The 24111-nt window shown below is 36.9% G+C and carries 19 protein-coding genes and 1 other annotated feature; of the genes, 17 read left to right on the top strand and 2 right to left on the bottom strand.

Going from position 1 to position 24111, the window contains the following annotated elements; genetic code table 11:
* Positions 1-77: 77 nt before the first annotated feature.
* The 15 genes from tig (at position 78) to MHI40_RS12040 (ending at position 19101) form a co-directional block, all read left to right on the top strand.
* Positions 78-1364: a trigger factor gene (gene tig / locus MHI40_RS12110; protein WP_340764498.1), complete on the top strand. Its 1287-nt coding sequence runs from the start codon at positions 78-80 to the stop codon at positions 1362-1364.
* A gap of 169 nt (positions 1365-1533) precedes the next feature.
* Positions 1534-2802, top strand: coding sequence for an ATP-dependent protease ATP-binding subunit ClpX (clpX, locus tag MHI40_RS12105; RefSeq protein WP_093536975.1), 1269 nt, complete (start codon positions 1534-1536; stop codon positions 2800-2802).
* A gap of 143 nt (positions 2803-2945) precedes the next feature.
* A complete protein-coding gene (gene lon / locus MHI40_RS12100; protein ID WP_340762848.1) occupies positions 2946-5264 on the top strand; it encodes an endopeptidase La in 2319 nt (772 codons plus the stop codon).
* A 2-nt stretch (positions 5265-5266) separates the two neighbouring features.
* Complete coding sequence (yihA, locus tag MHI40_RS12095) at positions 5267-5854, top strand: ribosome biogenesis GTP-binding protein YihA/YsxC (RefSeq protein ID WP_093536977.1); 588 nt, start codon at positions 5267-5269, stop codon at positions 5852-5854.
* A 478-nt stretch (positions 5855-6332) separates the two neighbouring features.
* Complete coding sequence (gene hemA / locus MHI40_RS12090) at positions 6333-7700, top strand: glutamyl-tRNA reductase (RefSeq protein WP_093536978.1); 1368 nt, start codon at positions 6333-6335, stop codon at positions 7698-7700.
* 79 nt (positions 7701-7779) lie between these two features.
* Complete coding sequence (gene ccsA, locus MHI40_RS12085) at positions 7780-8610, top strand: cytochrome c biogenesis protein CcsA (protein ID WP_340762847.1); 831 nt, start codon at positions 7780-7782, stop codon at positions 8608-8610.
* Between the two features lie 18 nt (positions 8611-8628).
* On the top strand, positions 8629-9558 hold the full coding sequence (gene hemC / locus MHI40_RS12080; RefSeq protein WP_340762846.1) for a hydroxymethylbilane synthase: 930 nt from the start codon (positions 8629-8631) through the stop codon (positions 9556-9558).
* Positions 9551-10315, top strand: a complete 765-nt coding sequence (locus MHI40_RS12075; RefSeq protein WP_340762845.1) for a uroporphyrinogen-III synthase — start codon at positions 9551-9553, stop codon at positions 10313-10315. Before hemC ends, MHI40_RS12075 begins: the two co-directional genes overlap by 8 nt.
* Complete coding sequence (hemB, locus tag MHI40_RS12070) at positions 10312-11295, top strand: porphobilinogen synthase (protein ID WP_340762844.1); 984 nt, start codon at positions 10312-10314, stop codon at positions 11293-11295. Before MHI40_RS12075 ends, hemB begins: the two co-directional genes overlap by 4 nt.
* Positions 11295-12590, top strand: coding sequence for a glutamate-1-semialdehyde 2,1-aminomutase (gene hemL, locus MHI40_RS12065; RefSeq protein WP_340762843.1), 1296 nt, complete (start codon positions 11295-11297; stop codon positions 12588-12590). The genes hemB and hemL overlap by 1 nt, the downstream gene beginning before the upstream one ends.
* Positions 12591-12741: 151 nt before the next feature.
* Positions 12742-13500 carry a GTP cyclohydrolase II gene (locus MHI40_RS12060; RefSeq protein WP_093536984.1) on the top strand — a complete coding sequence of 253 codons (759 nt, stop codon included), beginning with the start codon at positions 12742-12744 and terminating at the stop codon, positions 13498-13500.
* Complete coding sequence (gene ribD, locus MHI40_RS12055) at positions 13493-14584, top strand: bifunctional diaminohydroxyphosphoribosylaminopyrimidine deaminase/5-amino-6-(5-phosphoribosylamino)uracil reductase RibD (RefSeq protein ID WP_340762841.1); 1092 nt, start codon at positions 13493-13495, stop codon at positions 14582-14584. Before MHI40_RS12060 ends, ribD begins: the two co-directional genes overlap by 8 nt.
* Positions 14585-14608: 24 nt before the next feature.
* Positions 14609-15187: a 5' nucleotidase, NT5C type gene (locus MHI40_RS12050; protein WP_340762840.1), complete on the top strand. Its 579-nt coding sequence runs from the start codon at positions 14609-14611 to the stop codon at positions 15185-15187.
* A gap of 68 nt (positions 15188-15255) precedes the next feature.
* On the top strand, positions 15256-15846 hold the full coding sequence (locus MHI40_RS12045; RefSeq protein ID WP_093536987.1) for a hypothetical protein: 591 nt from the start codon (positions 15256-15258) through the stop codon (positions 15844-15846).
* A 223-nt stretch (positions 15847-16069) separates the two neighbouring features.
* Positions 16070-16295 (top strand) — a binding site (T-box leader).
* A 163-nt stretch (positions 16296-16458) separates the two neighbouring features.
* Positions 16459-19101 carry a valine--tRNA ligase gene (locus MHI40_RS12040; RefSeq protein ID WP_340762839.1) on the top strand — a complete coding sequence of 881 codons (2643 nt, stop codon included), beginning with the start codon at positions 16459-16461 and terminating at the stop codon, positions 19099-19101.
* A gap of 189 nt (positions 19102-19290) precedes the next feature.
* On the opposite strand, the gene MHI40_RS12035 is transcribed toward MHI40_RS12040, so the two are convergent.
* Both MHI40_RS12035 and MHI40_RS12030 read right to left on the bottom strand, forming a co-directional pair.
* Positions 19291-20103, bottom strand: coding sequence for an ATP-grasp domain-containing protein (locus MHI40_RS12035; protein ID WP_340762837.1), 813 nt, complete (start codon positions 20101-20103; stop codon positions 19291-19293).
* Positions 20100-20978, bottom strand: a complete 879-nt coding sequence (locus MHI40_RS12030) for an ATP-grasp domain-containing protein (RefSeq protein WP_093536991.1) — start codon at positions 20976-20978, stop codon at positions 20100-20102. Before MHI40_RS12030 ends, MHI40_RS12035 begins: the two co-directional genes overlap by 4 nt.
* An 86-nt stretch (positions 20979-21064) precedes the next feature.
* On the opposite strand from MHI40_RS12030, the gene MHI40_RS12025 reads away from it, so the two are divergent.
* Positions 21065-22288: a bifunctional folylpolyglutamate synthase/dihydrofolate synthase gene (locus tag MHI40_RS12025; RefSeq protein WP_340762835.1), complete on the top strand. Its 1224-nt coding sequence runs from the start codon at positions 21065-21067 to the stop codon at positions 22286-22288.
* 95 nt (positions 22289-22383) lie between these two features.
* Positions 22384-24087, top strand: a complete 1704-nt coding sequence (locus MHI40_RS12020) for a sensor domain-containing diguanylate cyclase (protein WP_340762834.1) — start codon at positions 22384-22386, stop codon at positions 24085-24087.
* Positions 24088-24111 lie beyond the last annotated feature (24 nt).

Here is a 24111-nt window from a genome sequence, read left to right as displayed (position 1 = left end):
TGAAAAACTGCGCTGTATAAGTATATGCAGGGTGCTAAATTATTGTAAATTATTATTTGGAGGTAGAATATATGTCAATGGATCAGACTGTAAAATGGGAAAAACAAGAAGGTAATAATGGTTTATTAACTGTAGAAGTTACTGCACAAGAAGTATCAAAAGGATTGGATCAAGCCTTTAAAAAAGTAGTTAAACAAATTAACGTACCAGGTTTCCGTAAAGGGAAAATGCCTCGTCAAATGTTCGAAAAAATGTATGGTGTGGAATCATTATTCCAAGAAGCTTTAGATATTATCTTGCCACATGCATATGGCCATGCTGTTGAAGATGCTGGAATTGATCCAGTAGACCAACCAGAAATCGATATCGTAACAATGGAAAAAGGACAACCTTTAGTATTCACTGCTAAAGTTGTTGTAAAACCAGAAGTAACTCTAGGAGACTATAAAGGTCTTGAAGTAACTAAACTAGAAGAAACTGTTACTGATGAAGAAATCGACGAGCAATTAAAAAGTAATCAAACTCGTTTAGCTGAATTAGTAGTAAAAGAAGATGCAATCGTTGATGGCGATACTGCAGTAATCGACTTCGAAGGATTCGTTGATGGAGAAGCTTTTGAAGGTGGAGCAGGAACAGATTATCCACTAGAAATCGGTTCTAATTCTTTCATTCCTGGTTTCGAAGAACAATTAGTTGGTGCTAAAACTGGAGATGCAAAAGATGTTGAAGTAACATTCCCAGAAGAATACCATGCTGCTGAGTTAGCAGGGAAATCTGCTACATTTAAAGTAACTGTTAAAGAAGTTAAAGGTAAAGAATTACCTGAACTTAATGATGACTTTGCTAAAGAAGTAGATGCTGAAGTAGAAGGTATCGACGCTTTACGTACTAAACTAAAAGAAGCAACTGCTGAAGAGAAAAAACAATTAGCTGCTCAAACACTACGTGATACATTAGTAGAAGCTGCTGCAGAAAATGCAACAATTGATATTCCTGAAGCAATGATCAAATCTGAAACGGACCGCATGTTACAAGAATTTGGTCAACGTTTAGAGCAACAAGGTATGAACTTAGATCTTTACTATCAATTCTCTGGTCAAGACGAAGAAGCATTACGTACTCAAATGACAGAAGATGCTAAAAGTCGCGTAAAAGTTTCATTAACACTTGAAGCAATTGCTAAAGAAGAGAAAATTGAAGCAACTGAAGAAGATATCGATGCAGAACTAGAAAAAATGAGCGCACAGTTCAATATGAAGCTTGAAGATATTAAACGTGCACTTGGTGGTACAGACGTTCTTGCAAATGACTTACGTTTCCAAAAAACAGTTGAATTCTTAGTGGAAAACGCTAAAATTTCTTAATTTTAAATTCATACGTTGTTAATACTAATAGAACAAGGTACAGCATTCAGAACTGTGCCTTGTTCTATCATATACATAGATTTTTCAATATTAAAAACATACTTAAACGTATTATTTGATTACTTGATGAGAATCTTGTAACATAATTGCTTGAATAGGGGTGAATATTTTGTTCAAATTCAATGATGAAAAAGGGAACTTAAAATGTTCTTTTTGTGGTAAACCACAAGAACAAGTTCGTAAGCTAGTAGCAGGACCAGGCGTATATATTTGTGATGAATGTATCGACCTTTGTTCTGAAATTGTAGAAGAAGAGCTAGGAATTGAAGAAGAAGTAGAGTTTAAAGAAGTTCCAAAACCAAAAGAAATTTTAGCTATATTAGATGAATATGTAATTGGACAAGAACGAGCAAAAAAATCACTTGCAGTTGCAGTTTATAACCATTACAAACGCATTAATTCCAATAGTGTCATTGACGAAGTAGAATTAGCTAAATCAAATATAGTATTAATAGGTCCAACTGGTAGTGGTAAAACATTGCTAGCCCAAACACTTGCTAGAATTCTTAACGTACCATTTGCAATTGCAGATGCAACTTCGTTAACAGAAGCAGGATATGTAGGGGAAGATGTTGAGAATATCCTTTTAAAACTAATTCAATCAGCTGATTATGATATCGAACGTGCTGAAAAAGGAATTATATATATAGATGAAATTGATAAAGTAGCTCGTAAATCAGAGAATCCTTCTATTACACGAGACGTTTCTGGTGAAGGTGTACAACAAGCACTTCTAAAAATATTAGAGGGTACTGTTGCAAGTGTACCACCACAAGGCGGCCGTAAGCATCCGCACCAAGAGTTCTTACAAATTGATACAACGAATATTCTTTTCGTTGTGGGTGGAGCATTTGACGGCATCGAACAAATCATCAAACGTCGTTTAGGTGAAAAAGTTATTGGTTTCGGAGCTGATCCGAACAAAGTAGAAGTTGCTGAAGGTTCAGTACTTTCGCAATTAATACCAGAGGATCTATTGAAATTTGGTTTAATACCAGAATTCATCGGACGTCTGCCAGTACTTGCAAGCTTAGAGCAGTTAGACGTGAGTGCATTAGTTCAAATTCTAACAGAGCCAAAAAATGCTCTTGCTAAGCAATATCAAAAAATGATTGAGTTGGATAATGTGAAGTTAACATTTGAAGATGATGCATTAATAGCTATTGCTAAAGAGGCAATTGAACGTAAAACTGGTGCTCGTGGTCTACGTTCAATCATTGAAAACATCATGCTAGATGTAATGTTTGAATTGCCATCTAGAGATGACATTGTCGAATGTATCATAACGAAAGAATCTATTACAGATAAGGCCAAACCTAAGTTATTATTAGAGGATGGTACAGAATTAGATAAAGATAATGAAAAAACATCGGCTTAATTAGCCATTGAAAAAGCTGGCTTCCATCTGCGCGTGCTTAGCGCATGCAAGGATGTCAGCTTTTTCAACTTCAAAGGAACTTTTTTTATAACAAGCATTATTGATGAAACTACGGACAGAATAAGTTGGAGGTGACTACCCAAATGACTAAAGAAAATAAAGTATTTTATCCAGTGTTGCCTCTTAGAGGCTTACTTGTTTATCCTACGATGATTTTACATATAGACGTAGGACGTGAACGTTCTATAGCTGCACTCAACGAGGCGATGATTCGAGAGGAAAAGTTATTTCTATCTGTTCAAAGAGATATGACCATCGAAAAACCTGATATGGAAGATCTGTATGATGTAGGTATCATTGCAAAAGTAAAACAAATGGTGAAATTGCCAAACGGTACAATGCGGGTTTTAGTAGAAGGATTACAACGTGGTATTTGGGATGATTTTAATCATCTTGATACATTCGACGAAGTTGCAGTTACTGCATTTATTGAGCCAGAAAAAGTGGATCAAGAAGACGAGGCACTTATGCGTACGCTAGTACATAATTTTGAAAAGTATTCAAAATCATCTAAGAGTGTCTCCGAAGAAACGTTCAATTCAGTAACTGATATTGAAGAACCAGGTCGTTTGGCGGATATGGTAGCTTCACATCTGCCATTGAAAATTTCTGGTAAACAAGAAATATTAGAAATAATGGATGTAAAAGAACGTTTAGAATGGTTAATAAGTCGTTTATACAATGAACAAGAAATATTAGACTTGGAAAAGAAGATTAATACACGAGTCAAAAATGCGATGGAAAGAACACAAAAAGAGTTCTATCTTCGTGAACAGATGAAAGCGATTCAAACCGAACTTGGCGATAAAGAAGGTAAAACCGGGGAAGTAGCGGAACTCAAAAAGCGTATTGAAGCAGCAGGTTTGCCTGATGATACGAAAAGAAATGTGTTAAAAGAATTAGATCGCTATGAAAAACTTCCTACGCAGGCTCCAGAAAGTGGAGTTATACGTAACTATATCGATTGGATCGTTTCTATTCCTTGGTCTAAATCAACGGAAGATCAGTTAGATATAAAGCGTTCTGAAAAAATATTGGATAGAGATCACGATGGATTAGAATCTGTCAAAGAGCGCGTGTTAGAGTATTTGGCTGTTAGACAGTTAACTAAATCTTTAAGAGGTCCAATTCTTTGTTTAGCAGGTCCTCCAGGTGTTGGTAAAACTTCCTTGGCAAAATCTATTGCGGAGTCTTTAGGGCGTAACTTTGTGCGTATCTCACTTGGTGGTGTTCGAGATGAATCGGAAATTCGTGGACATCGAAGAACCTATGTAGGCTCAATGCCAGGTCGCATTATTCAAGGGATGAAAAAAGCAGGAACGATTAACCCGCTGTTTTTACTGGATGAAATCGATAAAATGTCGAATGACTTCCGAGGAGATCCTTCCGCTGCGATGCTAGAAGTATTAGATCCTGAACAAAATAATTCATTTAGTGATCATTATATCGAAGAGACATACGATCTTTCAAATGTTCTTTTCATCGCTACTGCAAATGATTTAAGTACTATTCCTGGCCCTTTACGTGATCGTATGGAGATTATCTCCATTGCTGGTTACACGGAGTTAGAAAAGCTCTCTATCGCAAAGAATCATTTATTGCCTAAACAGTTAAAAGAGCATGGTCTAACAAAAGGTCAACTACAACTGAAAGACGATGCTTTACTAGATGTAGTCCGACATTATACAAGAGAAGCGGGAGTCCGTAGTTTAGAGCGAGTACTTGCAAATCTCTGTCGTAAAGCTGCTCTTCAAATTGTTTCGGGTGATAAAAAGAGAGTTTCCATTACAACGAAAAATCTTGAAAACATTATCGGTAAACGCAAATTTAGATATGGTCAAGCGGAAACAGAGAACCAAATAGGGGTAGCAACAGGGCTAGCTTACACTACTGTTGGTGGTGATACTCTTCAAATTGAGGTTTCGTTATCTGCGGGAACTGGCAAGCTCCAATTGACTGGTAAGCTAGGTGATGTGATGAAGGAATCTGCGCAGACTGCGTTATCTTATGTACGTTCAAAAGCAGAAGAGTTTGGAATTGATCCAACATTTTATAAAAACAAGGATATCCATATTCACGTTCCGGAGGGTGCTGTTCCGAAGGATGGACCTTCAGCTGGAATTACTATAGTAACAGCTCTTGTTTCTGCATTGTCTAAGCGACCTATTAAACGTGAAGTAGGTATGACAGGAGAAGTAACGCTTAGAGGTAGAGTATTACCGATTGGCGGTTTAAAAGAAAAGACACTAAGTGCACATCGTGCAGGTTTGACGACTATTATTTGTCCGGCAGACAACGAGCGCGATATTGAAGATATACCAGAAAGTGTTCGCGAAGTATTGACGTTCCATTTTGTTTCCGATGCTGAAGAGGTGCTTCAACTGGCTCTAGAGGAGGCATAATTATGAAAATTCATAATGTAGAATTATTAATCAGTGCAGTAAGACCAGCGCAATATCCAGAGGGTGATTTACCTGAAATAGCTTTAGCTGGACGGTCGAATGTAGGAAAATCATCTTTTATCAATAAGATGATTGGTCGAAAAAGTATGGCCCGAATTTCATCTAAACCAGGTAAAACACAAACATTGAACTTTTACAAATTGGAAGAGTCTTTAATATTTGTCGATGTACCTGGTTACGGTTATGCTAAAGTATCGAAAACAGAACGTGCTGCTTGGGGTAAAATGATTGAAACTTATTTTACCTCTCGCAACATTTTAAAAGCAGTTGTTTTAATAGTGGATTTAAGACATCCACCTACAGGTGATGACTGTATGATGTATGATTTCCTAAAGCACTATAATATTCCTTGTATTGTTATTGCTACAAAGGCTGACAAAATTCCTAAAGGGAAATGGGATAAGCATAAAAAGATAGTGAAAGATGAACTGCAAATGGATAAAACAGATCCATTAATTGTTTTTTCTTCTGACACTGGTTTAGGTTTCGATGCAGCTTGGGCTGAGATTGAAAGTAGAATTTTAGACTAAGACTACTTCCGGTTAATGGATAGTATAGTAACTATCTTTATAAATAATAGTATTGAATTTTAGTGAGTGAGTTCTTGAGCGATATATGTCGATCAAGGACTTGCTTTTTTAAGGGCATTAAAAGCCACCAAAAGATACCTTGGTTGTTTCACCTAACATTAATATAGAGAACTTAAATGGCATAGATCTACCTAATTGGAATTTCTACCTTATTAAGTTCTTTATGAAAGTACATAGATGAAAGATTAAAAACTATCCATTCAGGGAATACCAAGCTTACATTCGTTTATATTGTTTGAATTGTCCTACTTTTATTATTTGAATCAGAATGTTTGAATTGACGAATATTGTTTGTTATTATTAATTTATAATAATTCTAAATAAGATTTCATACGTTGTTCACAAATAAGCAAGGAACTAGCGTGAAGCTATGATATAATTGGATTAATGAATTGAACGTGAAGGGGAGACCTATTCCATGCATACAATCGTGGTTGGTGTCAATTATCGTACTGCTCCTGTCGAAATTCGGGAGAAACTGTCGTTTGTAGAAGCGGAGTTACCTAATGCGATGCAGGCACTACAAGACCAAAAAAGTATATTAGAAAATGTCATCGTATCTACTTGTAACCGTACGGAAATCTACGCTACTGTAGATCAACTTCATACGGGTAAATACTATGTAAAGCAATTTTTAGCGAATTGGTTTGATATTCCGTTAGAAAGTTTATCTACCTATTTATTTGTTCACGAGGATGACCAAGCGAATAATCATTTGTTCCGCGTTACAGCGGGCATCGATTCGATGGTACTTGGGGAAACACAAATATTAGGACAAGTGAAGAAAAGCTTCCTAAATGGACAAGAAAACGGAACTACAGGAACTGTTTTCAACCAATTATTTAAACAGGCAGTCACGTTTGCCAAACGTGCACATGCAGAGACTGCAATTGGAGAAAACGCTGTTTCCGTTTCTTATGCAGCAGTAGAACTAGGGAAGAAAATATTTGGTTCACTAAATCATAAGCACGTCGTAATTTTAGGTGCTGGGAAAATGGGCGAGCTTGCGATCCAAAATCTTCATGGTAGCGGAGCTGAAAAGGTAACGGTGATTAATCGTACTTTTGAGAAAGCGAAGGAGCTTGCTTCTAAGTTTGACGGCAATGCTAAACCGATGGACGAGCTTCAATGTGCATTATTAGAAGCTGATATCCTTATCAGTTCAACTGGTTCAACTGAATTTGTAATTGATCTTGAACTAATGCAATTTGTAGAGCGTCTTCGTAAAGGGAAGCCTTTGTTCATGGTGGATATAGCTGTACCACGTGATTTAGATCCACGTATTGGCGACCTTGCTAATGTGTTCTTGTATGATATTGATGATTTACAAGGAATCGTGGAAGCTAACTTAGCTGAAAGAGAACGTGCTGCTCAGCAGATTAATCTCATGATCGAAACGGAAATTGAACAGTTTAATGACTGGGTAACGACGCTTGGAGTAGTACCTATTATTTCGGCTTTACGTCAAAAAGCGAATACGATTCAGTCTGAAACTATGGCGTCAATTGAAAACAAAATGCCTAATTTAACGGATCGTGAACGTAAAATATTAAATAAGCATACTAAATCAATTGTCAATCAGTTATTAAAAGAACCAATTTTACAAGTAAAAGAATTATCAGTAGCAAAAGACCCTGCTGCACAGCTTCAACTATTCCAACAAATCTTTGGTATAGAAGAAGATGTACAAAAGGAAGTTGCTATGCAAGCAGAAAAAGCGAAAATCAATTTAAAGCAAACTTTAATGGATTCGCAAAATTTAAAAGAGAATTTATTATATAACTAAGTAAAGGAGGCGTTTTAATATCTGTATGGAGACAAATAGATATTACAAACGCCTTTTTACTATGTAAAAGGAGAATAACATGACTGATCTGACGATGACAAGGCTTCATGAGATTATGGTCATTCTTCAAGCTATAAGCCTTGTCTTTTACTTTATAGATTACTTACAAAAGGATCAACGAGCACATCGGTTAGCTGTATGGTTGCTTTTTGCGGTTGGTACATTACAAACAATATTTTTAGTTATGTATATGGTGGAGATGAAGCGTTTTCCAATTCTTTCGTTGTTTGAAGGGATATACTTTTATGCTTGGCTCATCATTATGCTTTCGCTTGTTTTACAGTTAGTATTTAGATTGGACCTTCCAGCATTCTTTATGAATTTGATTGGGTTTATTTTTATGACGATACATACGTTTGCACCAAATCCGATGTCTCAATCGTTAGTAGGAGATAACCTTAAATCGGAATTATTATTCATCCATATTATGTTTGGATTATTAGCTTATACAGCTTTTGCTTTATCATTTGTTTTTTCGACATTATACTTAATCTTATATAAAGTGCTAAAACAGAAGAAATGGACAAAACAATTCACACGATTGCCTTCACTGCAACAAGCTGCAAACGGAATGAGTCTGTCCATTTTAACAGGAATTCCATTATTGTTTGTAAGTTTAGTTCTTGGGTTAGAATGGGCATATATATCATTAGAGGGTTTTCCACTTTATGATATAAAGATAGTCAATTCTTTTATAGTGTTAGTGATTTATATTCTTGTTTTATTGATAAGAAAGTCAGCAAAGATTGTAGGGACAAATTATGCTTGGATACATATTTATGCCTTTCTATTTGTTTTGATAAATTTCTTATTAGGTAGTCGATTATCACAATTCCATATTTGGTATTAAAGAAGGGAAGCGGCATTTTTGCGTAAAATTATTGTAGGATCTAGACGAAGTAAGTTAGCATTAACTCAAACAAATTGGTTTATTCAACAGATGAAAGATATGGGGGCACCTTTTGAGTTTGAAGTGAAAGAGATTGTGACAAAGGGTGACCAAATTTTAAATGTTACGCTTTCTAAAGTTGGAGGTAAGGGACTTTTTGTAAAAGAAATAGAACAAGCTCTTTACGACAAAGAGATCGATTTTGCAGTGCATAGTATGAAAGATATGCCATCTGAATTACCTGAAGGTTTAGTAATGGGATGTATTCCAAAACGTGTGGATGAACGGGATGCATTTATATCTACAGGACATGTGAAATTCGCTGACCTTCCAACAGGAGCGGTAGTAGGAACAAGTAGTTTGAGAAGAAGTGCTCAGCTATTGTTGTTAAGACCAGATATCGAGATTAAATGGATTCGTGGTAATGTAGAGACACGTTTGAAAAAATTGCAAGATGGCGAGTATGATGCGATTATTTTAGCTGCAGCAGGTTTAAAACGTTTAGGCTGGAGCGATGAGGTCGTTACAGAATACTTAACTACGGAGGATTGCATCCCAGCAGTTGGACAAGGGGCTCTAGGTATTGAATGTCGCGCAGATGATCAAGAATTAATCGATGAGCTTGGCAAACTATCTGACCGTGACACATGGGTTGCAATAGAAGCAGAGCGTGCATTTTTATCTGCAATGGACGGTGGATGTCAAGTGCCAATCGCAGGCCATGCAACAATTAGTGATGGTAAAATTACGATGACTGGACTAATTGCAGCGCCGGATGCATCCGTTGTATTCAAAGAAGTATTAACTGGAATGGATGCAGCTAGACTTGGGAAAGAACTTGCAAGTATTATGACCGAACAAGGAGCATACGATTTAATCCAACAAGTGAAGGCCGATTTGAATGTCTAATAAAACTCCTTTGATAGGCGAGAATGTCATTTTTACGGGCATTCTTAGATCAACGGAAGCATCAGATCTTGTGAAAAGATTTGGTGGGAATGCAGTTATTGCTCCGATGATTGCTACAAAGGAAATAGTTAGTTCTCATGATTTGAGCCTTTTACAGAGTTGTAACTTATATGATTGGCTTATCTTTACTAGTCAAAGTAGTGTAAAGGCATTTCATTCGAAAATGGTAAAATACCAACTAGATGCCAGTTTTTTTACAGCTAAAATTGCAGTAGTTGGTACAAAAACTGCAAGTGCCATTGAAGACTTAGGTCTTTCAGTCAATTTTACTCCTACTATATTTAGTGCAGATGTTTTTGTGCAGGAGTTTCCGGAAGTTGTATCCTCCACTGCGCGATGCTTATTTGTTAAAGGAAATCTTGCGAAAGATACAATAAAAAATGGTCTGTCCAATCATGTACAGGAATGGACTATTTATGAAACAGTTGAGTTAGAGGAAAACAAAGAAAAAGTGGAGAATCTATTAAAGAACAGCGAAAAATGTTCTATTATCTTCACAAGTCCTTCTACCGCCGAAGTGTATCATCGCAGTATTGGGGCTTCCTTTGGGTATAATCATACAACTGTATGTGCAATTGGCCATATTACCAAGAATTATTTAGAATCTATGAATGTAACTGTGCAGGTTATGCCAGAAACTTATACCTTAAAAGATGTAATAGTTAAATTAGCGGAATGGAAAGGAAGAGTGCAATGACTGAATTATTTTTTCAACGTCATCGTCGTTTAAGACAATCAGCTGGAATTCGAGCAATGGTTAAGGAAACTTATTTACATAAGGAAGATTTAATCTATCCTATATTCGTAATGGAAGGCGAGAATATTAAAAACGAAGTATCTTCAATGCCAGGCGTTTTCCAATTCTCTCTTGACCGTTTAAATGAGGAAGTAGATGAAGTAGTAGACTTAGGAATTCCATCTGTTATTTTATTTGGGCTACCTGCGGAAAAAGATGCAGTTGGATCTGGGGCTTATCATAATCACGGAATTGTACAAGAAGCAATTCGTCAAATTAAAGCGCGTCATCCGCAATTAATAGTAATAGCAGATACTTGCCTATGTGAATTTACAGACCACGGACATTGTGGAGTAGTAGATGAAAACGAACGTATTTTAAATGATCCTTCGCTTGATTTGTTAGCAAAAACTGCTATAAGCCAAGCAGAAGCTGGTGCAGATATTATTGCTCCATCCAATATGATGGACGGCTTTGTAGCTGCAATTCGCCTTGGTTTAGATGAAGCAGGGTATAAGGATATACCAATCATGTCTTATGCGGTAAAATATGCATCGGCATATTACGGACCCTTCCGTGAAGCAGCAGACGGAGCACCAAGATTCGGTGACCGCAAAACGTATCAAATGGATTATTCTAATCGTATGGAAGCAATACGTGAAGCTTCATCCGACGTACAAGAGGGAGCAGATTTCCTAATTGTAAAACCAGCATTAGCATACTTAGATATTATTCGTGATGTAAAAAATACATTTGCTACACCGATTGTTGCTTATAATGTATCCGGAGAATATGCAATGGTAAAAGCAGCGGCAATTAATGGCTGGATCAACGAAAAAGAAACAGTGCTTGAAACACTAACAGGAATGAAACGTGCAGGAGCAGATATGATCTTAACCTATCATGCTAAAGATGTTGCCCGTTGGTTGGAGGGGAAATAATGACAAAATCATATGAGCAGTCTAAACAGGCATTTACAGAAGCAAAAGAACTAATGCCCGGTGGCGTAAATAGCCCCGTACGTGCGTTTAAATCCGTCGATATGGATCCTATTTTCATGGAGAGTGGAAAAGGTGCAATTATTAAAGATATCGATGGCAATGAATATATAGACTATGTTTTATCATGGGGACCACTTATTTTAGGGCATACGGAACCAAATGTTGTGAAAGCAATTCAACAGGTTGCAGAAACGGGAACAAGCTTTGGTGCTTCTACCTTAATCGAAAATAAATTAGCTAAACTAGTAATGGATCGTGTTCCATCCATCGAGATGGTTCGAATGGTTTCTTCTGGTACGGAAGCAACGATGAGTGCACTTCGATTAGCACGAGGTTTTACTGGTCGTAACAAAATTTTGAAATTTGAAGGTAGTTATCATGGTCATGGAGATAGCTTACTGATAAAAGCGGGATCTGGTGTTGCAACACTAGGTTTACCTGATAGTCCTGGTGTTCCGGAGTCAGTGGCTAAAAATACAATAGCCGTACCTTTTAACGATTTAGAAAGCGTTCGTCATGTCTTTGAAAACTTTGGAGACGACTTGGCAGCTGTAATCGTAGAGCCTGTAGCAGGTAATATGGGTGTTGTTCCTCCAGTAGAAGGATTCTTAGAAGGATTACGCGAACTAACGGAGAAAAACGGAACGGTATTAATCTTTGATGAAGTGATGACCGGTTTCCGTGTAGGATATAACTGCGCACAAGGCTATTATGGTATTACACCTGATTTAACTTGTTTAGGCAAGGTAATAGGTGGAGGACTTCCTGTAGGGGCATTTGGCGGTAAACGTGAAATCATGGAAATGATTGCACCAGCTGGGCCAGTTTATCAAGCAGGTACATTATCAGGTAATCCTTTAGCTATGACAGCTGGTTACGAGACATTAACACGTTTAAATGAACAAACATATGATTATTTTATCGAGCTAGGGGATATACTTGAAAAAGGGTTCCGAGAAGCAGCGACAAAATATAATATTCCGCATACAGTGAATCGTGCAGGTTCAATGATCGGTTTCTTCTTAACAAATCAAGATGTGGTAAACTTTGATACAGCGAAAACGTCTGATTTAGAATTATTCGCTAAGTATTTCCGTCTTATGGCAGAAGAAGGAATTTATTTACCACCTTCTCAGTTTGAAGGATTATTCCTCTCGAGTGCACATACTGTAGAGCATATAGAAAAAACAATTCAAGCATTCCATACAGTATTTGAAAAACTTTCGATGAACTAAATAGCAATTGGAGCCTTGCATTAGTTGCAAGGCTCTTTTAGTCTAATGTAATTGACAAATATTGATTACTAAAATATAATTACTTACGAAAAGTAATCTACTAAGAATACTATAGAGATACTATTATGTTTTGGAGAAATGAGGATATAGAATGCCAAATGTGAAAGAAATATCTAATGATGTAGTAAATGTATTAAAAGATAAAATTAAAGTTATTAAGACTGATGAAAGTTCGATTTATCTAGTTGGACCTATTCGACTGCCGGTAAATTTAAATGGTAATACAGTTATATTCCAGTGGTATAGCTGGTTAAATAGTGATGAATACACAGAAGATATCAATCAAATAATAAGTAATTTATCCTCCTCTAACTTAGCTGAATACCAACAGTCCAGCGTGTTAGTATACGGAGACTTTAAAGAGACCGAGGAGTCACTAATCCGCATGCACTCCATCTGCCATACGGGGGATATTTTTGGGAGTAAGCGTTGTGATTGTGGTTTCCAATTAAAACAGTCTATGCAAATGATCGTTAACAACGGAGCTGGTGCTTTATTTTATTTAGCTAATCATGAAGGTAGAGGCATTGGTCTATTTAGTAAAGCAATGGCCTATATTCTACAAGAAAATGGTTCGGATACAGTAGAGGCTAATGAAAAACTAGGCTTTGTAGACGATTCTAGAAATTATGGAGATGCGATCGAAGTCTTAAAAGTATTGCGTTCAAAACCTGTTACGTTGATAACGAACAATCCAAAGAAAGTAAAAGCATTAAAGGATGCAGGTTTGGCTGTAGCGGGGCGTACTCCATTATGGGGGGACGTTTCGGAATACAATGAAAAATACTTACACACGAAAATAAATCGTTCAGGTCATATGGAGGAAGAAGGTACTTTTCAAAATGACTAATCACGCATTTTATATGGATCTTGCCCTGCAAAATGCGAGAGCAATGAAAGGACAAACAGATCCAAATCCATTAGTAGGAGCAGTGATTGTAAATAATAATCGTATCGTTGGTATTGGTGCGCATATGAAACCTGGAGAGCCTCATGCAGAAATTCATGCTATTAGAATGGCAGGAGAGCATGCAAAAGGTGCTACGATTTATGTCACACTGGAACCATGTTCCCATCACGGAAGAACCGGCCCTTGTGCTGAAGCAATTGTTGCAGCTGGTATTAAAACTGTTGTCATTGCAACGCTCGACCCAAATCCAATCGTATCAGGGCGAGGAGTCAAAATTCTAGAGGATGCTGGGATAAATGTGATTACCGGTATTCAAGAGGAAGCCTCGAAAAAGATGAATGAAGTATTCAACAAGTTTATCGTAACAGAGAAGCCTTTTGTGACATTAAAATCGGGGATAACGTTAGACGGTAAAATTGCCACACACTCTGCTCATAGTAAATGGATTACGTCTGCAGATGCACGAGAGGATGTTCATCATCTTAGGAATGAGCATTTGGCCATTTTAGTCGGGGTTAATACTGTTATGGAAGATAATCCCGAACTAACTACTCGAATTGAAAATGGTCGTAATCCGATTCGTATCGTTTTAGACTCAACATTGAAAATTCCTTTAGATGCCAAGCTAGTAACCGATCAATTAGCGCAGACGTGGATTTTTACAAGTGTAAATTATGACCATGATAAAAAAGAGAAGCTAATCAATCAAGGCGTTCAAGTGTTCCATACAACTGGAACTACCCATGTAGATGTACAAGAAGTCGTTCAAATATTAGGTGAAAAGTCTATCTCCTCTTTGTTAATTGAAGGTGGAGGGACGATCAATGCAGCTTTTTTGGAAAATAAATTAATTGATAAAGCAGTTATTTATATTGCACCTAAGTTAATAGGTGGTAAAAATGCTCCGACCTTTATGGAGGGTAGCGGTATTGACTTAATGAGTGATGCAGTTGAGCTAATCGATACGGAAATTCAAAAAATAGGGAAAGACTTTAAGTTTGTTGGTTATCCAACTTACAAATAAGATGTAATGGATGTGGCATATTAAATGAAATTTGGATTTGATATTGATGATACATTGATCAATTTAAGAGAACATGCTTTTCATATTTATAACGAAAAGTTAGGACAACAAGTGGAGTTAGATAAATTTCATGCGTTAGATAGAGTTGAAATACATGAATTATTCGGAATGTCCGATGAAGCGGGCTCTAAAATGTGGAATGATACATTGGAAGAAATATATTATACTAATTGTCCGGCATACCCAGATGCTGTAGAAACGTTAGTAAATCTACAACAACAGGGACATGAAGTATACTATATTACGGCTAGACCAGCAGAACATCGTGAAAGAACGATGAATTGGTTAATGGAACAAGGATTTCCAGTTACAGAAGAAAAATTCTTTTGTGGCATGAAGGACCAAGCAAAGGTAAATATTATTCGGGACTTACAGTTGGATTATTATTTCGACGATAAGCCAGACGTATTAAACACATTAACAGATGATACATTACAAGTTTATGTGAAAACGCAATCGTATAACCAACATCTTACAATTCCAAGGTTAACAAATTGGTTAGAACTAAAGCAGATTGTGGATAAAAACAACGACAAAAAGTAATTCTAAGTGAAATATGTTCTATCCCTTTTGTTCTATTCATAAGTTGTCCTATAGAAGGAGGATGACTTATGACGACAAAAACCTGGGATGTAAAAGAACAATTTCGTTTTCCACCAAGCTTTGGGGTTCCGAAAGAAATTAAAAATGTTGCAGTAACTCCTCAATGCGAAGTCACTGAGAAGGAGAATATTATTCAAATAGTAGGTATATACCACATCACCTGCCACGTTAAGTTTGAGGAAGGTGAAGAGGAGCATCATGCTACGAGCGAATTCACCGAGATTGAAGACTTAGATCTGCAAGGTGAGGTCGGCTATTTTGAATATGCAGTGCCAATGAGTATTGAGTTCGGTAAAGACAAATTAAAAGAAGGTTCCAAGCCAACAGTTCAAGTGAACCATATTAACTCGAAACCAACAGAGCAAGCGGCAATTGAAGTTGGGTGGACTGTACACTGTGAATACGAGGAAGCTCCTGTACCTGTTCCAGTTAAACCAGTTGCAGAAGTAGAAGCACCAAACCCTGCTGAACCAGTGGAAGTGAAAATACCGCAAGGCGAGGAGTTCGAGCTTCAATTCATTTTAGATTTGGATGATGGATATTCAAAGCTGACATTCCCATCAAATAATGTTCTTGTAAAACAAAAAACAGATGAGTAGTAATAGTACCAATAAGAGGAAATCCCATGTGGTAGGCACGATTAGTACTCGTATTAATTGGAAAGTACAAATGGGAATACTTACATGCTTACAATAGAAACGTGTTTTACGTAACCAATCGGGCAATAAATATGGGTTATATCCTTTTCTCATTGTAATTCTCCTTTCACCATACTAGACTTGACGGCATATAATAATATCCTTTACAATGGAACAAATGAATAGAGATGCAATGAATGGGAAGAGTAGAATGATTTGGTTCTCAAAAGAAAGGAAACAATTTGCTGAAATGTTTCTGTTAACCGCCATTTGAAGGTAGCCCACGAGCAGTATTTGTGAACGTAAGTAGCAAATGCCGGTTTGAAGCCGTTATCGAATTGAGAGCGTGATGCGTTTTTTAGCATTCGCGAATAAAGGTGGTACCGCGAACAAACTCCTTCGTCCTTTAATGACGATAGGAGTTTTTTTATATTCGTTCAAATGTTGAACGAAAATAAAGCCTCCGGCGGATGTCGCAGATTTTGAGAGGAGTCAATCGAGTAAGCTCGATTCAAAATCTGGACGCAATTACTCCGAGGCGTAATTGATATTCTTTTTTAGGAGGAACAGACAATGACAAACGAAACAACGATGTCCACAAAGTATGATCCGCAGTCGATTGAAAAAGGGCGCTATGAATGGTGGTTAGAAGGAAAATACTTCGAAGCTCATCCAGAAAGCGATAAAGAACCTTATACTATCGTAATTCCACCACCGAATGTTACCGGTAAACTACATTTAGGTCACGCATGGGATACTACATTACAAGATATTATTGTTCGTATGAAACGTATGCAAGGATATGATGCTTTATGGCTTCCGGGTATGGACCATGCAGGTATCGCAACACAAGCGAAAGTAGAAGAAAAACTGCGTGCTGATAATATTACAAGATATGATTTGGGCCGCGAAAAGTTTGTCGAAGAAACATGGAAGTGGAAAGAAGAATACGCTGGCCATATCCGTGCACAATGGTCGAAACTTGGACTTGGTTTAGATTATTCTCGTGAGCGCTTTACTTTAGACGAAGGATTATCAAATGCAGTGAAAGAAGTATTCGTAAAGCTGTATAACAAAGGCTTAATCTACCGCGGCGAATACATTATCAACTGGGATCCAGCAACTAAAACGGCACTTTCCGATATTGAAGTAATCCACAAAGATGTACAGGGTGCATTCTATCATATGCATTACCCACTTGCAGATGGTACTGGATCAATCGATGTTGCTACTACTAGACCAGAAACAATGCTTGGGGATACCGCAGTAGCAGTACATCCAGAAGATGATCGTTATAAGCATTTAATCGGAAAAACAGTAAAACTTCCGATTATTGGTCGCGAAATACCGATTGTTGGAGATGATTACGTTGATATGGAGTTTGGAAGTGGCGCAGTGAAAATTACACCTGCACATGACCCAAATGATTTTGAAATCGGGAACCGTCACAACTTACAACGTATTTTAGTAATGAATGAAGACGGTACGATGAATGGGAATGCAGCTACTTATAATGGAATGGACCGTTTTGAATGTCGTAAACAAATCGTTAAAGATTTACAAGATGCAGGAATTCTATTCAAAATCGAAGAACATGCGCATTCAGTAGGGCATTCTGAACGAAGTGGAGCAGTAGTAGAACCATATCTATCGACTCAATGGTTTGTTAAAATGCAACCACTTGCGAAAGAAGCTATTAAACTTCAAGAAGCAGAAGGAAAAGTAAATTTTGTACCAGATCGTTTTGAAAAAACGTACTTACGATGGATGGAAAATATTCATGACTGGTGTATATCACGCCAATTATGGTGGGGACATCGTATTCCAGCTTGGTACCATAAAGAAACTGGAGAAGTGTATGTTGGTAACGAAGCACCAACTGATCCAGAAAACTGGAATCAGGATAACGATGTTTTAGATACTTGGTTCTCCTCGGCATTATGGCCGTTTTCTACATTAGGTTGGCCAGATGCAGAAAACGAAGAGTTCAAAAAATATTATCCTACAAATGCGCTCGTAACTGGTTATGATATTATATTCTTCTGGGTTTCTCGTATGATTTTCCAAGGGATAGAATTTACTGGTACTCGTCCATTTGATGATGTTCTAATACACGGTCTGGTACGTGCGGAAGACGGTCGTAAGATGTCTAAATCGCTAGGAAATGGTATTGATCCAATGGAAATTATTGATCAATACGGAGCAGATTCGCTACGTTACTTCCTAAGTACTGGATCATCACCTGGGCAAGATTTACGTTTCTCAACAGAAAAAGTAGAGGCTGTTTGGAACTTTGCCAACAAAATTTGGAATGCATCTCGTTTTGCATTAATGAATATGGATGGCTTGAAATTTGAAGAGATTAATTTAGATGGTAAAAAATCGGTTGCGGATGCATGGATTCTTACACGTTTAAATGAAACGATTGAGCAAGTAACAAGACTTTCAGATCGTTATGAATTTGGTGAAGTTGGTCGTGCGCTATATAACTTCATCTGGGATGATTTCTGTGACTGGTATATTGAAATGGCAAAACTTCCACTTAACGGGGAAGATGAAGAAGCGAAAAAAATGACACGTTCCGTACTAGCTTATGTTTTAGACAATACTATGCGTCTATTACATCCATTTATGCCATTCATTACAGAAGAAATTTGGCAAAACCTTCCGCATGAAGGAGAGTCGATTACAGTTGCTGCTTGGCCGACTGTAAACGAAGCACTTTCAAACAAAGAAGAAGCGGACAATATGAAGTTACTTTCTGAAATTATCCGCTCGGTTCGTAATATTCGTTCAGAAGTACAAACGCCAATGAGCAAAAAAGTTCCTTTATATGTTTCCGCGAAGGATGCAAATACATTAGCCGTACTAGAAGCAAATGCTAAGTATTTGGAGCGTTTCTGTAATCCAGAACCACTTGTAATAGGATTAGAATTAGAAGCACCTAGTCAATCAATGTCTGCTGTAGTTACGGGAGCGGTTTTATATCTTCCGCTACAAGGGTTAATCGATATTGATGCCGAGAAAGCTCGTTTAACAAAAGAGCTAGAAAAATGGGCTAAAGAAGTGAAGTTAGTTCAAGGGAAACTATCTAATGAACGCTTTGTTTCCAAAGCACCAGAGGCAGTAGTTGCAGAAGAACGTGCAAAAGAAGCTGACTATCTAGAGAAGCACGCATCTGTATTGAAGCGTATGGAAGAATTAAATAATCTATAAAAATTTGAGCGTGCACCCAATGATTTGGGTGCACGCTTTTTTACGGGGAAGAGTTCTCCAGATTCCAGTGATTTTTCGTGACATTCGGGTGATTCTCGGGAATATTCTAATGATTTTTCATCATATTCAGGTGATTCTCCGCTACTTTCTGGTGTTTCCATTCAAACGCCAAAAAAAGAGAGAGGACGATTAAATCTCGTCGCTCTCCTTTGTTGTGAGTTTCTTATGAATGTATTCCATTATAGGCTCTGCAATATCTTCTTTAGTTGTTTCGTAATAGGATCTTGCGCCAACGGGATCTTCGATTTCATTGAAAATCCACGTTCCATCCGGTAACAGAAGAAAATCAATACCAATATAATCACTTTTAAGCGCTTTAGCGATTTTCTCTACTTCTGCACGTTGTTGTGAGTCTAGCATGTATTTTTCAACTGTACCACCTAGTGTGAAATTAGATTTAAAACTATCTTTTGGTCCAGTACGTTTTACTGCACCCAATACTTCTTCACCGAGCATGAAAACGCGTATATCAGTAGCATTTGTTTCAATATACTGCTGGGAGATAATCGTGTTTTCGGAAAACGTATTTAGGAAGGAAGTGGCATCTTTTTGGGTTTTAACTAATTCCACTTGCTTCCCGCCGTGCCCGTCGATTGTTTTTAGTATAATTGGGTATTCATTTATCCCAGTATCAGTTACTATTTTTTTAGTTGGAACAGTTGCAATACCAAGAAGCTGTACAAGCTGTATTGCTTTTAATTTGTCATTGGCAATAACATTTACCTCTGCCCGATTAAACATAGGTATATTGCGTTGTTCTAATTGTTTTGCAAGTTGTGGGTTTCTGGAACGATAGAATATAAAGTCTGCTTCTGGGATGGGACTTTGATCATCTACTACTGTTAAGGTTAATGAATATTGACTCGAAGCATTTATTAATCGATCAATGAAGCTTCGGTTACGTTCTATTTCGGCTTTTTCGTAAATGAGCAATCCATTCATACAACAGCAGCTCCTATTTTAGATTGAATATATTCGATCATAGCATCCCCAACATTTATGCCAGTCACATTAAAGATATTACGAATATGTGCAACGCCATTTACTTCGCAAACGAGTGGTTCTTCATTATCCCCAAACAACAAATCTACCCCTGCGAACTCTGCACCTAAAGCTTCTGCAGCTTGGATTGCCACTTCCATTTGTCGGGACGTGAGAATAATAGGGGAGGCGGAGCCGCCGTTTGTTATATTGGCACGGAAATCTGTTTGAGATTCGCGAAACATACAGGCAACGACTTGGCCGCCTACTACATTTACACGGATGTCTCTACCTCTACTATTTGCGATAAATTGTTGAAAGACATATTCGATTCCTGCAAGTTCCTCTATTTTTGCAAAGAATTGTTCTCTCGTTTCTATTAAATACACCTTCATACCAAATGAGCCATGTGCTTCTTTAATAATCATAGGTAATGGAATTACTTGTAGCACCTGTTCGAAGTAACCTGATTCTTGTATAGAAAATCCTGGATATACTTTAGGTGCTACGATGGTAATTGGCATTGGCACCCCGGCATTTGCCAACATCATGTATTGTCTCGCTTTATTATCACAAATTTCAATAACATTTGGATCATTAAATACTGGAATACCCTCATTTTTTAAATACTGGGCAAGCAAAATATCTTTGTCTAAAAACACGACAAAATCTGGTTTAGCATGTAACCTTTGCTGGACATTCATCAGCACTTCATAATTTTTCACTAAAATGGCATGAATATCATGTCTATCCGCCGCTTCCTTTAACAGAAGAGCTTGATCGATAAATTTATCATGTGTAAGACTACCGTTGTATACGATCCAACATGTTTGCATAATGAATGACCTCCACTAGTACGTGTTATAATGTGTTCACAAGAAGTTTAGCACGAAATTTAATCAGACGGAATAGGGTGAACTACGTGGAAATAAAAAATTTTAATAAATATAAAATAAAATGGCATATAGAGAGTGAAACAATTATTAAACCAGGACTTGAGATGATTCAGTCAGCACTGCAGAAACTGGGCAATCCCCAGGATAAGCATAAAGTTATTCATGTAGCTGGGACAAATGGAAAAGGCTCTACGATCGCTTTCTTGACAGCTTTAGCAAGTGAACATGGCTTGAGTTATGGATCCTTTACAAGCCCAAGTATAATCGATGTACATGATCAAATTCAGATAAACAGTATACCTGTTACAGAAAAACAAATGGATAACGCTTTTGCCCTTATGCAAAAAAGAGGGATAAGTGGTATGTTAACGGATTTTGAATTACTAACAGTGGCAGCCTTTTTAATATTTGAGACGATGGAATTAGATGTTTTATTCATTGAAGCAGGCATGGGAGGACGTTTGGATAGTACGAACGTCATGAAAAATTCAGTAGCTGTTATACCTAGCATTTCCATTGACCATACAAATTTCTTGGGAGATACAATTGAAAAAATTAGTTGGCATAAAGCAGGGATATTAAAGGCCGATAGCCAATTAGTAATAGGGTCCTTATTAGAACCAGCGAAAAAAATCATGTACAAAGAAGCAGAAGAGAAAAATGCGACTGTAATAGAGTACGACAAAGATTTTCGAGTGGTGAAAGAACGGTATACATATAAAGAATATTCATTTGCAAATTTAAATCCCCAAATGATAGGGGAGCACCAACAATCAAATATGGCATTGGCTATAACATCATTGCTTATAAGTGGTTTTGATCTAGAAGAATCACAAGTCCAAGTAGCTGTGAAAAATGCAAGATTGGCAGGCAGAATGGAGAAAATTAGAGATAATCTTTATATGGATGGGGCTCATAATAGGGCAAGTGTGGATGCTCTAGTAGAAACGTTAAAAGAGAGATTTCCAGATATGCAAATCCATTTTATCGTAGGTATATTGAAAGATAAGGAATATAGTGTTATGTTAAGGAAGTTAGAGGAAATTGGTAGTTCTTTTGAATTCGTTAACTTCCAACATGAGAGGGCTTTAGATGCAATTGTTTTATATAACTTATGTAATAGTAGTTCAAAAGTTATAAAGAAAGATGCGTACGAAGTGGACTTTAATGAGAATTCTGAAGATTCTATTACAATTGTCACTGGTTCTTTTTATTTTATCGCGGAGTTAAAAGAAAAAACAGGAATTTAGTAATTGAAACATTCAGAGTAATTAGTGATATAATAATTTAAGTATAATGAGAACTTAGTAGTGGTTATTTAGTAGGAAAGGAGATTAATAGTCAGATGAATTTTTCGAAAAAAGCACAAAGAATTATGTTTGCTTTGTGGCTATTATTTGTTCCAGCTGGAACTCTCTTAGTGTATTTATATTCCCCCACTAAGCCTGGTGATTGGGAAGGTTACGGGGCTTTTTTACTGTTAGCGTTATTGTCGAGTATTTTTCCGTTTTTCATAGCAGGAACTACATTTATTTTAGTAATATGGGTTCAAATAGCCATCTTTTTAAAATATGGGATTTTAGCAGAGCTAATTTCTATGCAGATATGTATGATTCCATTAGTTTATCATTTGAAAATATCTAGAGATACCTTATTTAAGTATTTTTATAATTCGTTTATGTTCTTTTCTCTTTCTATTTTAAGTGGTTCTTTAGTTATTTATTTAGGCTATGAAACTGGTAGTATTATGTTAAAAGATGTAATTGTATATGGATCTATTTTTGCTATCTCTTATTTAATTATTAATCATCTTTTCCTCTTTATGAGAGAATATTTATGTGATATGAATCCTGTATTTTTCTCGAAGGATTTATACTGGGAATTTGCATGTCTGTTTATAACATTACCTTTTGGTTTAGGTTTATATCTGTTTGAAAACACAACAGGCACAACTGCCTTGTGGTTATTAGGATTACCTTTGTTATCGATTACATTGTTGATAAGGATGTATAGTGATTCCGAAAAAGTAAATGCCGATTTAAATGAGGCAAGTGAGTTTGGCCATCAACTTGCGGATCGCATGACGACGAATGAAATTTTAGATATGTTCTTGAAAAGATTATCTAATATGTTCCCTTTAAACGCTGGATATATTGTAGATAATATAGAAGATAACTTTTTTATACTACGAGCTAGAGAAGATGGACAAAACAAAGAATTGGAATATGGGCATGAAGATATAAAATATAGCTTAGCTGGTAAAGTATATGAAAAGGGTGAACCAATTCTTTATAACAAACAGACTGAGTGGAATCATATGCGACCTCCTTTTTTAGCTGATGATATGGAGAGCGTAATGTGTGTACCTATCTACAGAAATCAGAAAATTGAGGGAGTTCTAATATTAGCTGCTAGGGACAAGTTTGCATTTGAGCCATATCAACTTAAAATTATTCACCTGCTGTGCTCATATTTTGCCGTTTCCTTAGAGAAAGCCAGATATGTAAGAGAAGCAGTTGAAAAAAGTGAAATCTGTGAATTAACGAAGATTTATAATTATAGATACTTAGATAAACAACTAAAATCGGATATATCGAAGTTAAATAGTGGAGCATATAGGACCGTGTCGTTAATCATGATGGATATTGATAAGTTTAAAGGTGTTAATGATACATATGGTCATCATAGCGGAAATATTATCCTACAGGAATTTGCAAATATTATTAAACAGGAAATAGGTTCAAACGGAACGGTAGGAAGGTATGGAGGAGAAGAATTCGTAGTTCTCTTACCAAATTATTCGAAATTACAGGCGATGAATGTTGCCGAGCAACTACGTCGGAAAATCGAACAAACGCCATTTATCGTACCACTCGATTTAGGTGAAATAACAAGAGATGAAATAATATTCATTACTGCAAGTATTGGGGTCTCTACAGCACCAGAAGACAGCGACGAAGGAATGTCTCTACTTCGTAATGCCGATAGGGCGTTGTATATTGGAGCGAAGCAGGCGGGTAGGAATCGGGTTGCGGAGTATGTGAAATAAATAAACCTCACAGTTCAATTTGAA

Origin of the sequence: Psychrobacillus sp. FSL H8-0510 (assembly GCF_038008345.1) — a bacterium.
Taxonomy (GTDB): Bacteria; Bacillota; Bacilli; order Bacillales_A; family Planococcaceae; genus Psychrobacillus; species Psychrobacillus psychrotolerans.
Note: the sequence above shows the minus strand (reverse complement) of the source record. Positions and strands in the feature narration are given on the sequence as shown.

Excerpts from the sequence above, each read along its gene's own strand:
- tig (WP_340764498.1), top strand. The coding sequence starts at position 78 with ATGGATCAGACTGTAAAATGGGAAAAACAAGAAGGTAATAATGGTTTA.
- lon (WP_340762848.1), top strand. The coding sequence starts at position 2,946 with ATGACTAAAGAAAATAAAGTATTTTATCCAGTGTTGCCTCTTAGAGGC.
- yihA (WP_093536977.1), top strand. The coding sequence starts at position 5,267 with ATGAAAATTCATAATGTAGAATTATTAATCAGTGCAGTAAGACCAGCG.
- hemA (WP_093536978.1), top strand. The coding sequence starts at position 6,333 with ATGCATACAATCGTGGTTGGTGTCAATTATCGTACTGCTCCTGTCGAA.
- ccsA (WP_340762847.1), top strand. The coding sequence starts at position 7,780 with ATGACTGATCTGACGATGACAAGGCTTCATGAGATTATGGTCATTCTT.
- MHI40_RS12075 (WP_340762845.1), top strand. The coding sequence starts at position 9,551 with ATGTCTAATAAAACTCCTTTGATAGGCGAGAATGTCATTTTTACGGGC.
- hemB (WP_340762844.1), top strand. The coding sequence starts at position 10,312 with ATGACTGAATTATTTTTTCAACGTCATCGTCGTTTAAGACAATCAGCT.
- hemL (WP_340762843.1), top strand. The coding sequence starts at position 11,295 with ATGACAAAATCATATGAGCAGTCTAAACAGGCATTTACAGAAGCAAAA.
- MHI40_RS12060 (WP_093536984.1), top strand. The coding sequence starts at position 12,742 with ATGCCAAATGTGAAAGAAATATCTAATGATGTAGTAAATGTATTAAAA.
- ribD (WP_340762841.1), top strand. The coding sequence starts at position 13,493 with ATGACTAATCACGCATTTTATATGGATCTTGCCCTGCAAAATGCGAGA.
- MHI40_RS12050 (WP_340762840.1), top strand. The coding sequence starts at position 14,609 with ATGAAATTTGGATTTGATATTGATGATACATTGATCAATTTAAGAGAA.
- MHI40_RS12045 (WP_093536987.1), top strand. The coding sequence starts at position 15,256 with ATGACGACAAAAACCTGGGATGTAAAAGAACAATTTCGTTTTCCACCA.
- MHI40_RS12040 (WP_340762839.1), top strand. The coding sequence starts at position 16,459 with ATGACAAACGAAACAACGATGTCCACAAAGTATGATCCGCAGTCGATT.
- MHI40_RS12035 (WP_340762837.1), bottom strand. The coding sequence starts at position 20,103 with ATGAATGGATTGCTCATTTACGAAAAAGCCGAAATAGAACGTAACCGA.
- MHI40_RS12030 (WP_093536991.1), bottom strand. The coding sequence starts at position 20,978 with ATGCAAACATGTTGGATCGTATACAACGGTAGTCTTACACATGATAAA.
- MHI40_RS12020 (WP_340762834.1), top strand. The coding sequence starts at position 22,384 with ATGAATTTTTCGAAAAAAGCACAAAGAATTATGTTTGCTTTGTGGCTA.